Here is a 12,876-nt window from a genome sequence, read left to right as displayed (position 1 = left end):
GACTTGGTTCTATTTGTTGGACCATGTTGGCCCGAAGATGGTCACATGTCCAGCCCTGCCCGTGCCGGCCTGTCCGGCGCCCTCGGTATGACGTTCGTCGGCGGCAGCGTCGCCGTCTCGAGCGCCCTCGCCGACGCGCCACTGCACACCGCGCAGGCACTGCGCTACGCCATTGCCTGCCTGCTGCTGCTCGCCTGGCTCCGGCTCACCGGCCGACCGCTGCGCCGCCCCCGCGGCAGCGAGTGGTTCTGGCTACTCGGCGTCACCGTGACCGGCCTGGTGCTGTTCAACGTGGCCCTGGTGTACGGATCACGCCACGCCGAACCGGCGGTGCTGGCCGTCGCGGTGGCATGCGTGCCGTTGGCACTGGCGACGGTGGGGCCGCTACTAGAGAGCCACCGGCCAGGGAGCCGTGTGCTTGCCGCGGCCGGCGTGGTCAGCATCGGCGCTGTCATCGTGGAAGGGCTCGGCCGCGCCGACGCCGTCGGATTACTCTGGGCCATAGTCGTTTTCAGCTGCGAGGCCGGCTTCACGCTGCTGGCTGTGCCAGTCCTCGGGTCACACGGTCCCGCCGGAGTGTCTGTACACACCACCTGGATGGCCGCCGCGATGTTCGGCGTGCTGGCGCTGGCAACCGAAGGGCCCAGAGCGGCAGGCACTTTCGATGCCGGCGAGATCCTGGCGATCGGCTATCTGGCCGTCTGCGTGACGGCGGTCGCGTTCGTCCTCTGGTACACCTGCGTGCACACACTTGGCGCCGGACCGGCCGGGCTACTGACCGGAGTGGCACCCATTGCCGCCGCGGTGATCGGCATACCCGTCACCGGCACACCACCCGCGGCGCTGGTGTGGGTGGGCATCGGATTGATTGCCGCAGGGCTGGCACTGGGTTTCAGCGACAAGCGGGTAGCCGGGCAGGTTCAGCCATCGAGGGAACGCATGCCCGATATGAGCAGGCCCAGCCCGAACTCGAATCGCGCGCCGAAGTCGAGCAACTGCTCGGCGGGACTGGACGCGAGGTGCGGGTAGTGCCCGGCGCGAACCACAGCTTCGAGCGTCTCGGTCTCACCACCGGCGGCGCCCTGCTGCTCAAGAACTTCACCGAGGACGTAGCAGAAAAGTGAGCTGGCAGACCACAAGGCATGATCCCGGACCAGACCGCCGGCCTGGATACTGCCTACGAGCGTGTCGACAAAGGTCAGGTTGGCCCGCTTGGCGGCGTAGTTGCCGCCGACGATACGGGCTCCGTCGCGCTGCGCCAGCAGAGCCGAACGCAGGCCCGCGGCAAGACTTTTGACGCGATCGGCCCACTCCGGACGATCGGTGTCAGAGCTCTCGAGCGCCTTCGCCAGAATCGTCTCGGCCATCTCGTCCATCAGGGCGTCCTTGCCGTCCACCAGCCGGTAGATCGTCGGGAGGTGGGCCCGCAGCCGGTCGGCCAGCCGTCGCATCGTCAGCGATTCCAGCCCGCCCTCGTTGACCAGCGCCAAGGCTTCACCGACCACACTGTCCAACGACAGGTTTGCCAGTGCCACGCGATCACGTCCAGTCGGGGCGGTTGACACGTTAACAACGTTATCATTACGCTCTGAACTGCAATTAACATTGTTAACGCGGAAGGAGGGTGTGTGAGAGACGAACTGCCAGCCGACGGAATCGGCGTCGCCGTGCGGCAGCTGCGTTGGGAAGCCGATGGCGTGGTATCCGTGCAATTGCAGCCGCGTGCCGGTGAGCTACTACCGGCCTGGGACCCGGGCGCACACATCGACCTGGTCCTGCCGACCGGCATCCAGCGCCAGTACTCGTTGTGCGGGCCGGTCGGCGAGCGGTCGTACTACCGCATCGGGGTCCGGCGGGAACGCACCAGCCGCGGCGGGTCCGAGTACGTGCACGCGTTTCTGCGACCAGGACAACAACTTACGGTTGCCGGCCTGCGAAACACCTTCCAACTGCAGCAGGCCGCCTCATATGTGTTCGTGGCCGGCGGCATCGGAATCACCCCGATCCTTCCGATGATCCGTCAGGCCGAGGCCTGGGGTCTGGACTGGAAACTGCTCTACGGCGGGCACACCGCGACCTCGATGCCGTTCTCAGACGAACTCCGCGGATACGGAATGCGGGTGAGCCTCTACGCCTCTGACGCCGACGGTCGCATCCCTCTCGGTGAGCACTTCGCCGAGGTTCAGCCCGCGGTGAAGATCTATGCGTGCGGCCCCTCGGCGCTGCTGTCGGCGCTGCAGGACGCCACCGCACACTGGCCGGCGGACAGCCTGCATCTCGAGCGCTTCAAGCCGCGCGAACGGGCGCCCGCTGCCGAAGACAAGCCGGTCGAGGTGGTGTGCGCAGCCTCGGGCACAACCGTCAAAGTCGAAGCGGGCCAGAGCATTCTCGCCGCCCTCGATGGCGCCGGGATCAACGTGCCGTCGTCGTGCCGATCGGGTATCTGCGGTGCCTGCGAGACCGCCGTCGTCGACGGAGTACCCGACCATCGCGACGACATCCTCTCCGACTCTGAGCGCGCCGCCAACGATCGCATGTTCATCTGCGTTTCCCGGGCACAGACTCCCCGACTCATTCTCGACGTGTGATGGAGGCGATGGTGAAAACCACAGGTACAGCGGCAGATTCGTACTCCCCGATCTCGATGGAGCGGGTCAGGGAGATCGTCGGGCACCCGGAGCGGTTCATCGCGGAGAAGAAGGAGCCGAAACTCGGCGAATTCTCGGCCCGGTTCATCGCGCACAGTCCGTTCTTCTGCATGGCCACGGTGGGCGCCGACGGCCAATTGGACACCAGCCCGCGCGGCGACCCACCGGGTTCGGTGCGAATCCTCGACCCGTGGACGCTCGCCATCCCGGACCGGCCGGGCAACAAACTGGCCGACACTCACGAGAACATCACCAAGCATCCCGCGGTAGGACTGGTCTTCTTCGTGCCGGGCATCCGCGAGGTGATCCGGGTGAACGGGGACGCGTTCGTCACCGACGACCCCGAACTGCTCGAAATGCTCAGCGCCGACGGCAAACCCGCTGTGTTGGCCACCATCGTGCGCATTCGCGAAGTGTTCGGTCAGTGCGGCAAGGCCGTGATCCGGGCCAAGCTCTGGGAAGGAGACAGCCGGGGACTGGCCGAAGCCGTGACGTTGGGCGGAGACTTCTACACCCTCACGATCACCGAGAGCGCGGCGAAGATGGCCGAGAAACTCGGCGACCTGGCCGGCTCACTTCATGCGGTGATCGACGATCACTACGAGAACGAGCTGTACTGACCTCAGACCGGCGCGGTCGCAGCGGCAGGCTCGACCGTCACCTTGATGGCCTCACCGTTCTGCACGATCGAGAACGCGTCCAGCACGTCGTCGAGCGGGATGTGGCGGGTGATGAGGTCCTTCACCGGCACCTGTCCGGTCGAGATGTACAGCAGCGCACGCTTGTTGTGCTCAGGCGCGGAACCGTTGGCACCGTGGATGTGCAACTGCCGGTAGTGCACGATGTTCGAATCGCACGTGATGGTGGGGTTGGTCTTGGGCAATCCACCGAAGAATGAGATACGCCCGTTTCGGGCGGCCATCGCGATGGCCTGTTCCTGAGTGACGTTTGCTGCGGTGGCGGTGATGACGACGTCGGCGCCGCGGCCGCCGGTCAGTTCCATCACCTTCTCGACGACGTCGACCTCCGCCGCGTTGATCACCCCGTCGGGATGCACGGCGTCGGCCGACATCTTGAGCCGGCTTTCGTTCACGTCGACCAGATAGACCGGGCCGCAATTGTGCACCCCGCGCGCGATGCGGATGTGCATACAGCCGATCGGTCCGGCGCCGAACACCACGACGGTGTCGCCCTCCTCGATACCGAGCAGGTCCTGCGCGTTGATCGCGCACGCGAACGGTTCGGCCGCCGACGCTTCGTCGTAACTGACGTTGTCCGGAATCCGGTTCAGCCCATCGACTTTGAGCACCTGGCGCGGAACGATCATGTACTCGGCGAACCCGCCGTCGTACTGGTACCCCATCGACGTCTGGTTCTGGCAAACGGCCATCCAGCCCTTGCGGCACTCGTGACATTCTCCGCACGGGACCGCCGCGATCACCTGGACGCGGTCGCCCTCGGCCCAATCGGTGCCATAGGTGGAATTCACGTCGGCACCCACCTCCACGATGTCACCGGCGATCTCATGGCCGATGGTGCGCGGTGGGGTCAGGTTCTGGTGCCCGTTGTGCAGGATCTTGACATCGGTGCCGCAGGTGGAGCAGTTGCGAACCCGGATCTTCACCTCGCCGGGGCCGCACTGGGGCTCCGGTACATCCTCCAGCCGGACGTCCTCGGGGGCGTAGTAACGCAGGGCTTTCATGACGGGTCCTCTCGACTCGCAGGGAATGGCGCTAACCGGGTCGGTATCAGCACCCTAACGCTGATCCGGTCATAAAACCACAGTTTTCTGCGCCCATTTACGCCCGATTGCTTGCGAAGATGCCCACTTATGCGATGTACTGAGCATGCATGTGACCGGCGTCACCCAGCAGCCGGCAAGATCGGAGGTCGTCAGATGTCCACTGTCGAAGCGCCACGCACCGGGGTCCGGGTGCATGTGCAGAAGCTGGGCACCTCGCTGTCGAACATGGTGATGCCGAATATCGGCGCCTTCATCGCCTGGGGCCTGATCACCGCCCTGTTCATCGAGCAGGGCTGGCTGCAGGCCATCTTCTCCGGGCTCAAGGACCCCGACGGGTGGGTGGCCAAGATCGGCGGCTGGGGCAGCTACGACGGCGCCGGCATCGTCGGCCCGATGATCACCTACCTGCTGCCCGTCCTGATCGGATACACCGGTGGCCGGATGATCCACGGCAACCGCGGCGCTGTCGTCGGCGCGATCGCCACCATGGGCGTGGTCGCCGGTGCCGACGTCCCGATGTTCATGGGCGCGATGATCATGGGGCCACTGGGCGGCTGGGCGATGAAGAAGGCCGACGCCCTGTGGGAGGGCAAGATCCGGCCCGGCTTCGAAATGCTGGTCGACAACTTCTCCGCCGGCATCCTGGGCATGCTGCTGGCGATCCTCGGCTTCTTCGGCGTCGGGCCGATCGTGTCATCGTTCACCCGGGCCGCCGGACACGCGGTGGACTTCCTGGTCAACAACGACCTGCTGCCCGTGACCTCATTGCTCATCGAACCGGCGAAGGTGCTGTTCCTCAACAACGCCATCAACCACGGGGTGCTGACACCGTTGGGCACCACCCAGGCGCTGGAGACCGGCAAATCGGTCCTGTTCCTGCTCGAGGCCAACCCCGGGCCCGGCCTGGGACTCCTGTTGGCCTTCATGGTGTTCGGCCGCGGCGTTGCCCGCGCCTCGGCACCGGGCGCCGCGATCATCCAGTTCTTCGGCGGCATCCACGAAATCTATTTCCCTTACGTGCTGATGAAGCCCAAGTTGATCGCCGCGACCATCCTCGGCGGCATGACCGGCGTCTTCATCAACGTGCTGTTCGGTTCCGGGCTGCGCGCCCCGGCCGCGCCCGGTTCGATCATCGCGATCTACGCACAGACCGCCGGCGGCAGCTACCTCGGCGTGACGCTGTCGGTGCTCGGCGCCGCCGCCGTCTCGTTTGCCGTCGCCTCACTGCTGCTCAAGACCGACCGGGCCGGTGACGAACCCGATCTGGCCGCGGCCACCGCGGAGATGGAGGCACTCAAGGGCAAGAAGTCCAGCGTGGCTTCAGCCCTGGTCGGTGCGCACCGGGGCCCGGTGACCAGCATCGTGTTCGCCTGCGACGCCGGCATGGGGTCCTCGGCGATGGGCGCCTCGGTGCTGCGCAAGAAGATCCGTTCCGCGGGATTCGGTGACGTCACGGTGACCAACCGATCGATTGCGAACCTCACCGACACCTACGACATGGTGGTGACCCACCGCGACCTCACCGACCGGGCTCGTCTGAAAACCGGATCGGCCGTTCATGTCTCGGTGGAGGACTTCATGAGTTCACCCCGCTACGACGAGATCGTGGAGATGTTGCGGAACACGAATGCCTCCGCCAGTGGGGTTGCCGAGGAGCAGCCCGATGACATGGAAAACGATGTACTACCGCTGGATTCGATCGTGTTGGCCGGCACCGCCACCTCAGCGGACGCGGCCATCGACGAGGCCGGCGCCCTGCTGGTCGCAGCGGACGCCGTCGAGCCGGCCTACGTGGATGCCATGCACGAGCGCGAGAAGTCGGTGTCGACCTACATGGGCAACGGTCTGGCCATCCCGCACGGCACCAATGAGGCCAAGACCGCGATCCGCCGTACCGGGATCTCCTTCGTGCGCTACCCCGAACCCATCGACTGGAACGGCAAACCCGCCGAGTTCGTGGTCGGAATCGCCGGTCTGGGCAACGACCACATGGCACTGCTGACCAAGATCGCCCACGTCTTCCTCGACAAGGATGAGGTGGCCCGGCTGCGGGCGGCGACCAGCGCAGACGACGTGCGCGCGGTGCTGTCCGACAGCAAATAACCGACACGACACCCGGGCTGCCCCAGAATGGCAAGCGTGGATTCAGATACCCGCCAGAGCCGCATCGTCGAGTTCGCGCGCAGCCGCGGCCGCGTCGACGTCCTGACGCTGGCCGACGAACTCGACGTCGCTGCCGAGACCATCCGCCGCGACCTCAAGGCGCTGGCCGGGAGACGACTGCTCAAACGTGTACACGGCGGCGCGATTCCACTGGAGACCGCCGCGTTCGAATCCACCGTCGAATACCGCAGCCAGGTGGATCTGGCCCAGAAGCACCGCATCGCTGCCGCGGCGGCACATCTGTTGCACGGCGCCGAAACCGTTTATCTCGACGAGGGTTTCACGCCCCGGCTGATCGCCGAACAGCTCGTCGATCAGGAACTTACCGTTGTGACATCGTCGCTGCTGGCCGCCGAAGCGCTGGCCCACAGCGAGACCGTCACCGTCCTGATGATCGGTGGGCGAATGCGAGGGCGCACCCTGGCCACCGTCGACCACTGGGCGGTCGAGCGATTGAGCAGCCTTGTCATCGATATCGCGTTCCTGGGCACCAACGGGATCACCGCCGAGCATGGCCTCACCACACCGGATCCCGCCGTGGCAGCGGTGAAGCAGACGGCGGTGAGGGTTGCACAGCGGTGCGTGCTGGTGGCCGCGCATTCCAAGTTCGGGGAGACGAGCTTCTGCCGGTTCGCGGAAGTCTCCGATTTCGAGTCGATCGTCACCGGCACCGAGTTGCCCGCGGAGGAAGCACAGCGTTTCGAAGCGCTGGGGACGTCGGTGATCCGCGCCTGAGGAGCAGTCCGGCGAAGGGTTACGCGGCGCCCCAGAATTGGCCCACCCGCTGCGCAATCTCTTCCGGGTATTCACCGTTGATGGCGTGAGAGGCGTCGGGCCAGAGTTCAATATTCCCGCGCGGCAACAACTCTCGTCCCCGCGCGACGGCGCGCGCTGGGTCGAGCATGACGCTGCGGCCCGCGATCAATGCCAGCACCGGTACGCGGATGCCCCGCAGCTGCTCATCGCTGAACAGTTTCGGCATCGGAGTGTGGAGCGTGAAATCCGTTGAACCCGCGGAGATCAGCGCGGCTTCCATCTCGGCGGCATCCAGATCGGCACCCCCGGCTATCCAGCTCTGCACCCTCCGGCGCCACTGCTCCGGCACGCCCGGAGCGAACAGTGCCACCGAGGCCAGTATCGCCTTGACCGGAACACCGGTGAAGGTGAAGACCGGATCGAGCAAGGTGATCGACGCTATCCGCGCGGGCCGGTGCACCGCACCGTTGGCTGCGGTCCAGCCGCCCATCGACACACCGAGCAGGTGCGCCTTTTCCAAGCCGAGGCCGGCCAGCGTCTCGTCGAGCCACTGGGCCTGATCCGGGGCGTCGCGAACAGGCTTGTGCTGCACCGACAGGCCGGCCTCGCCGAGCAGGTCGATGCCATAGACCGTGCGGTGCTTCAGCAGGGATTCGAGGTTGGTTCGGTACATCGGCGTCGACGCGTTGCGGCCGGGCAACAGGATTGCCGGTGCGCCGGTGGCCGGCCCGGCGAAGCGATAGGCCCGCACGGTCCCGAATGTGGTTGGCACGTCGAACAACTCGAACGGCGGCAGCGTCGCCATCCCGGCCTCGTACGTGCCCAGGAAATGAGTGAACGCCGCCTCGGATGCGAATGCGCCCAGCCCGTCACGGGCCCATCGCCCAGCGATGTTGACCTCGGGAACCCGTAGATCCATCAGACCTCGACGCCGAATGTGCGAAAGATCGCGAGATTTCTCGGAAAGCTCGCGATCTTCTTCACGCTCGACGGGATGGCGCGGCTACTCGACGGTGACGGACTTGGCCAGGTTGCGCGGCTTGTCGACGTCGTAACCCCGAGCCCGGGCCACCCCGGCAGCGAACACCTGCAGCGGAATGGTCGACAGCAGCGGCTGGAAAAGCGTTGACACCGCCGGGATCTCGATCAGGTGATCGGCGTAGGGGCGCACCGTGTCGTCGCCCTCCTCGGCGATGACGATGGTGACCGCGCCACGTGCCTGGATCTCACGGATGTTCGAGAGCAGCTTGGCGTGCAGCATCTGCGCGTTCTTGGGTGACGGCATCACCACGATCACCGGTAGATCGTCGTCGATCAACGCGATCGGGCCGTGCTTGAGCTCGCCGGCGGCAAACCCCTCGGCGTGCATGTACGCCAGCTCCTTGAGCTTGAGCGCACCCTCCAGCGCCACCGGGTAGCCGACATGGCGGCCCAGGAACAGGATCGTGGGCGACGTCGCGAACCGCTGCGCCAGCTGGAACACCGACTCGATGCCGGCCAACACCCGGCTCACCTGATCGGGCATGGCTTCCAGCTCGTGGTACTCGCGCTCGACCTCGTCGGGATACTTCGTACCGCGGGCCTGCGCCAAGGCCAAACCCACCAGATAGTTCGCGGCGATCTGGGCCAGGAACGTCTTGGTGGCGGCCACGCCGATCTCCGGCCCGGCCCGGGTGTAGAGCACCGCGTCGGCCTCGCGCGGGATCTGGCTGCCGTTGGTGTTGCAGATGGCCAGCACCTTGGCCTTCTGCGTCTTGGCGTGCCGCACCGCTTCCAGCGTGTCGGCGGTCTCGCCGGACTGCGAGATGGCGATCACCAGAGTGCTGCGGTCCAGCACCGGGTCCCGGTACCGGAACTCGCTGGCAAGCTCGACCTCGACGGGCAGGCGGGTCCAGTGCTCGATGGCGTACTTGGCCAGCAGCCCGGAGTGGTATGCCGTACCGCAGGCGACGATGAAGACCTTGTCGATCTCGCGCAATTCCTGATCGGACAGGCGCTGCTCGTCGAGCACGATGCGGCCGTCGACGAAATGCCCCAGCAGGGTGTCAGCGACAGCGGCGGGCTGCTCGGCGATCTCCTTGAGCATGAAGTAGTCGTAGCCACCCTTTTCGGCGGCATCGAGATCCCAGTCGATGTGGAATTCCCGGAAGTCGCGGCCGGCCTGCAGATCGTCCCTGCCGAAGAAGTCGGTGATGCGGTAACCCTCGGCGGTCAGCACCACGGCCTGGTCCTGGCCGAGTTCCACGGCGTTGCGGGTGTGCTCGATGAATGCCGCCACATCGGAGCCGACGAACATCTCGCCGTCGCCGATGCCGACCACCAGCGGGGTGGACCGGCGCGCGGCCACGATCGTGCCCGGATCGTCGGCGTTGGCGAACACCAGGGTGAAGTGGCCTTCCAGGCGCTGCAGGACGGCGAGCACGGAGGCCGGGAAATCTCCGGCGGTCGCGCCGTCGCGGTACTGCCGGGCCACCAGGTGCACGGCCACCTCGGAGTCGGTGTCGCTGGCGAACTCCACCCCGTCGGCTTCCAGCTCGGCGCGCAGGACTGCGAAGTTCTCGATGATGCCGTTGTGGACGACGGCGATCTTGCCCGCCGCGTCGCGGTGCGGGTGCGCGTTGCGGTCGGTGGGCCGGCCATGGGTGGCCCAGCGGGTGTGACCCAGGCCGGTGCTACCGCTCAGCACGCCATCGTCGGTCTCGGCGAGGGCAGTCTCGAGGTTGGACAGCCGGCCGGCCCGGCGACGTACCGTCAGGCCGCCGTTGCCGTCGATCAACGCGATGCCCGACGAGTCGTAGCCGCGGTATTCCATCCGGCGCAGCGCGTCGACGACGATGCCTCGGGCCGGGCGCGCCCCGACGTAGCCGACGATTCCACACATAAGGTCCCAGGGTAGTGCAGTCGGGCCCGTGACCCGATTCTGCGCGACGGCGGTTGACGCAAATCACCATGTCCGCACCCGGGCCCCGATTGGGCGCGCTGCGCTACGGTCAACGCGTGGCCAGCACAAAGAAGCTTTTCGCAGGGTTGTCCCGCCGGGGGCCGCATCGCGTTCTGCGCGGCGACCTGGCTTTCGCCGGGATGCCGGGCGTGGTGTACACCCCGGAGTCCGGCCTGAACCTGCCCGGTGTGGTCTTCGGCCACGACTGGATGGCCCAGGCCGGCAACTACACGGGCACACTGGAGCATCTCGCTTCGTGGGGAATCGTGGCCGCAGCACCCGACACCGAGAAGGGGCTGGCTCCGTCGGTCCTCAATTTGGCCTTCGACCTGGGTGCGGCACTGGAGATCATCACCGGCGTGCGGCTCGGACCGGGCAAGATCAGCGTGCATCCGGGCAAGCGAGGCGTCGTCGGGCACGGCTTCGGCGGATCGGCCGCAGTCTTCGCCGCTGCCGGGATGGCAGGTGACGCGCACCGCCCGAAAGCAGTGGTGTCGCTCTTTCCGACCGTGACCAAGCCACAGGCCGAAGAACCCGCGTCGGCGTTGCGGGTGCCCGGCCTGATCCTCACCGACCCCGGCGACCCGATGACGCTGCGCTCGAACGCCGTGGAGTTGGCCCGGGCGTGGAACGGCGCCACATTGCGGACGGTCAGCAAGGCCAAGGCCGGCGGCCTCGTCGAGGGGCGCCGGCTGGCTCGTTTCATCGGGCTGCCCGGCGCCGACCGCGAGACCCAGAAGATCGTCCGGGCCCTGCTCACCGGGTATCTGCTGGCCACACTGGCCGGGGACAAGACCTACCGCGATTTCGCCGATCCCGACGTCGACCTGCCGCACACCGAAGCGGCCGATCCGAATGCCGATCCGGTGGCGCTGGAGGACAAGGTCGTCGCGCTGCTCAAGCCGTGACCGCGCGTCACACCAAGCCCGATCAGACCAGCGTTGTACCGCCGTCGACCGTGAGAACGACGCCGGTGCCGAACTCCTGTTCCATCAGGTAGGTGTACGCCAGTGCGGTGTCGGCCGGCTGACCGATCCGGCCGGCGGGGAGATTGCTCGCGAACTGCTCGTATACGGCGTCGCGATCGGCCTCGCCGAGTGCCGACCACAGAGGCGTCTCGATGGGCCCCGGGGCGACGGCGTTGACCCGCAACGGCGCAAGTTCGACTGCCAGTGCTCGGGTCATGGCGTTGATCGCGCCGCAGATGGCGGTGGGCAGCACCCCCAGCCCGGGCTTCTCGGCGGCCGTGCCACTGGTCAGCGTGATCGACCCGCCCGGCGTGATCCGGGGAGCGAACTCCCGCACCGTCTGCAATTGACCGACGAACCGGGTGCCGATGAACTCGGTGATCGCTGCGGCGGTCAGATCGGCCAGGCCGACCATGGTGAGTGGTTCGCCTGCGCTGAATACGAGGTGCTCGATCTCCCCCACCTCGTCGACGAGATGCGCGAGCGACGAGGGATCACCGAGATCGACGGTCAGTCCGCGGGCGTTCTCGCCTAGTCCGGTCAGCGCTCGGTCGACGTTGGACCGGTTGCGCGACACCACGATCGGTATGCCGCCTCGATCAGCCACCGCTTGCGCCACTCCCAGACCGATGCCGGAGGTACCGCCGATGATCAAGACGCGTGCGTTCTTGAGGTTCATGAGTCCACTGTGTGTTCGCCTCGGGTTTGTCGTCCAAGACTCTTTTGGTCGGACGGCGATACCCTCAGGGCATGAGCACGCCCGACCTCGATCTGCGCAAGCTGCGGTATTTCATCGCAGTGGCCGAGGAGCTCAATTTCGGGCGTGCCGCGCAGCGCCTGCATATCGCCCAGCCGGTGTTGTCGCGACAGATCCGGGCGTTCGAGAGTGAGCTCGGCGCTCAGTTGTTCATCCGCGGCAGCAGCGGCACCCAACTGACCAGTGCCGGTGCCCAGCTTCTGCAGGACGCCAAGGTTCTGCTCGACGACGCACAGGCCCTGCGGCAGCGGTTGACCCAGGCCGCCGGACGCGCGGTGACCGTGACGGTCGGGGTGATGGCCGGGCTGCGTGCGACGGCAGCGGCCGCAGCATTCGAAGCGGGCAATCCGCAGGGCCGCGCGGTGATACGCCAAATCCCGTGGCAGCAGCAGGCTGAGTTGGTCCGGTCAGGCGAAGTGGACGTGGTCTATGCACGTGAACCCGTCGACCACCGCGGGCTGGGCAGCGCCCCGCTGCTGGAAGAACCCATGGATGCGGTGCTGCCGGCTGACGATGCCCTGGCCACCCGGGCGTCACTGCGACTGGCCGACCTCACGTCCAGGGTGTTGTTGTTGCCGGACCCGGCGATGTTGCCGGAATGGCTGTCGGCGGCCGTGGCCGGTCAGCGTTGGGCACCGCCGCGCGAGGAGTTCCGCACCATGGAGGACAAACTCGAACATGTCGCCGCACGTGAGGGTTTCGTCATTCTGCCGCGATCCGCGACTGCCTACTACCGTCGTCCGGACGTGCGAGCGGTGCCGATCGAGGACCTCGGGCCGGCCCGGGTCACGCTGATCTGGAACGCCACGACCGACAATCCGATGCGGGACGAGTTCGTGGCGGCTGCCCTGGCGTGCCGGGATCAGACGACCTGATACTCGACGTGGCGCGGGCACCGG

At 66.7% G+C, this 12,876-nt stretch carries 12 protein-coding genes; 7 read left to right on the top strand and 5 right to left on the bottom strand.

Annotation, left to right across the window (positions count from 1 at the left end; genetic code table 11):
• The first annotated feature begins 45 nt into the window (after positions 1–45).
• Positions 46–1,029 carry a DMT family transporter gene (locus ACZY08_RS10725; protein ID WP_463744865.1) on the top strand — a complete coding sequence of 328 codons (984 nt, stop codon included), beginning with the start codon at positions 46–48 and terminating at the stop codon, positions 1,027–1,029.
• Here ACZY08_RS10725 and ACZY08_RS10720 read toward each other — a convergent pair.
• A complete protein-coding gene (locus ACZY08_RS10720; RefSeq protein WP_463781794.1) occupies positions 921–1,535 on the bottom strand; it encodes a TetR/AcrR family transcriptional regulator C-terminal domain-containing protein in 615 nt (204 codons plus the stop codon). The two genes, ACZY08_RS10725 and ACZY08_RS10720, sit on opposite strands and share 109 nt — an antisense overlap.
• Positions 1,536–1,628: 93 nt before the next feature.
• Between ACZY08_RS10720 and ACZY08_RS10715 the strand changes: the two genes are divergently transcribed.
• Positions 1,629–2,588, top strand: a complete 960-nt coding sequence (locus ACZY08_RS10715; protein ID WP_463744867.1) for a PDR/VanB family oxidoreductase — start codon at positions 1,629–1,631, stop codon at positions 2,586–2,588.
• An 8-nt stretch (positions 2,589–2,596) separates the two neighbouring features.
• Positions 2,597–3,268, top strand: coding sequence for an MSMEG_1061 family FMN-dependent PPOX-type flavoprotein (locus ACZY08_RS10710; protein ID WP_463744868.1), 672 nt, complete (start codon positions 2,597–2,599; stop codon positions 3,266–3,268).
• A 2-nt stretch (positions 3,269–3,270) separates the two neighbouring features.
• Here ACZY08_RS10710 and ACZY08_RS10705 read toward each other — a convergent pair whose 3' ends face one another.
• Positions 3,271–4,350, bottom strand: coding sequence for a zinc-dependent dehydrogenase (locus ACZY08_RS10705; RefSeq protein WP_463744869.1), 1,080 nt, complete (start codon positions 4,348–4,350; stop codon positions 3,271–3,273).
• A 195-nt stretch (positions 4,351–4,545) separates the two neighbouring features.
• Here ACZY08_RS10705 and ACZY08_RS10700 point away from each other — a divergent pair, with 195 nt between their 5' ends.
• Both ACZY08_RS10700 and ACZY08_RS10695 read left to right on the top strand, forming a co-directional pair.
• Positions 4,546–6,495: a PTS mannitol transporter subunit IICBA gene (locus ACZY08_RS10700; protein WP_463744870.1), complete on the top strand. Its 1,950-nt coding sequence runs from the start codon at positions 4,546–4,548 to the stop codon at positions 6,493–6,495.
• Between the two features lie 36 nt (positions 6,496–6,531).
• Positions 6,532–7,290 (top strand): DeoR/GlpR family DNA-binding transcription regulator, encoded by a 759-nt coding sequence (locus tag ACZY08_RS10695; protein ID WP_463744871.1) that lies wholly within the window; start codon positions 6,532–6,534, stop codon positions 7,288–7,290.
• A gap of 19 nt (positions 7,291–7,309) precedes the next feature.
• Here ACZY08_RS10695 and ACZY08_RS10690 read toward each other — a convergent pair whose 3' ends face one another.
• Positions 7,310–8,230 (bottom strand): alpha/beta fold hydrolase, encoded by a 921-nt coding sequence (locus tag ACZY08_RS10690; RefSeq protein ID WP_463744872.1) that lies wholly within the window; start codon positions 8,228–8,230, stop codon positions 7,310–7,312.
• A gap of 84 nt (positions 8,231–8,314) precedes the next feature.
• Positions 8,315–10,192 (bottom strand): glutamine--fructose-6-phosphate transaminase (isomerizing), encoded by a 1,878-nt coding sequence (gene glmS, locus ACZY08_RS10685; protein WP_463744873.1) that lies wholly within the window; start codon positions 10,190–10,192, stop codon positions 8,315–8,317.
• Between the two features lie 116 nt (positions 10,193–10,308).
• On the opposite strand from glmS, the gene ACZY08_RS10680 reads away from it, so the two are divergent.
• Positions 10,309–11,160, top strand: a complete 852-nt coding sequence (locus ACZY08_RS10680; protein WP_463744874.1) for a dienelactone hydrolase family protein — start codon at positions 10,309–10,311, stop codon at positions 11,158–11,160.
• A 22-nt stretch (positions 11,161–11,182) separates the two neighbouring features.
• Here ACZY08_RS10680 and ACZY08_RS10675 read toward each other — a convergent pair whose 3' ends face one another.
• Positions 11,183–11,899 (bottom strand): SDR family oxidoreductase, encoded by a 717-nt coding sequence (locus ACZY08_RS10675; protein ID WP_463744875.1) that lies wholly within the window; start codon positions 11,897–11,899, stop codon positions 11,183–11,185.
• Positions 11,900–11,970: 71 nt separating this feature from the next.
• Between ACZY08_RS10675 and ACZY08_RS10670 the strand changes: the two genes are divergently transcribed.
• Positions 11,971–12,852, top strand: a complete 882-nt coding sequence (locus tag ACZY08_RS10670; RefSeq protein WP_463744876.1) for a LysR family transcriptional regulator — start codon at positions 11,971–11,973, stop codon at positions 12,850–12,852.
• Positions 12,853–12,876 lie beyond the last annotated feature (24 nt).

The organism is Mycobacterium sp. IDUB_9 (assembly GCF_055419505.1).
Note: the sequence above shows the minus strand (reverse complement) of the source record. Positions and strands in the feature narration are given on the sequence as shown.

Coding starts and splice junctions, on each gene's coding strand:
- ACZY08_RS10725 (WP_463744865.1), top strand. CDS start 46: ATGTCCAGCCCTGCCCGTGCCGGCCTGTCCGGCGCCCTCGGTATGACG.
- ACZY08_RS10710 (WP_463744868.1), top strand. CDS start 2,597: ATGGTGAAAACCACAGGTACAGCGGCAGATTCGTACTCCCCGATCTCG.
- ACZY08_RS10705 (WP_463744869.1), bottom strand. CDS start 4,350: ATGAAAGCCCTGCGTTACTACGCCCCCGAGGACGTCCGGCTGGAGGAT.
- ACZY08_RS10700 (WP_463744870.1), top strand. CDS start 4,546: ATGTCCACTGTCGAAGCGCCACGCACCGGGGTCCGGGTGCATGTGCAG.
- ACZY08_RS10690 (WP_463744872.1), bottom strand. CDS start 8,230: ATGGATCTACGGGTTCCCGAGGTCAACATCGCTGGGCGATGGGCCCGT.
- glmS (WP_463744873.1), bottom strand. CDS start 10,192: ATGTGTGGAATCGTCGGCTACGTCGGGGCGCGCCCGGCCCGAGGCATC.
- ACZY08_RS10675 (WP_463744875.1), bottom strand. CDS start 11,899: ATGAACCTCAAGAACGCACGCGTCTTGATCATCGGCGGTACCTCCGGC.
- ACZY08_RS10670 (WP_463744876.1), top strand. CDS start 11,971: ATGAGCACGCCCGACCTCGATCTGCGCAAGCTGCGGTATTTCATCGCA.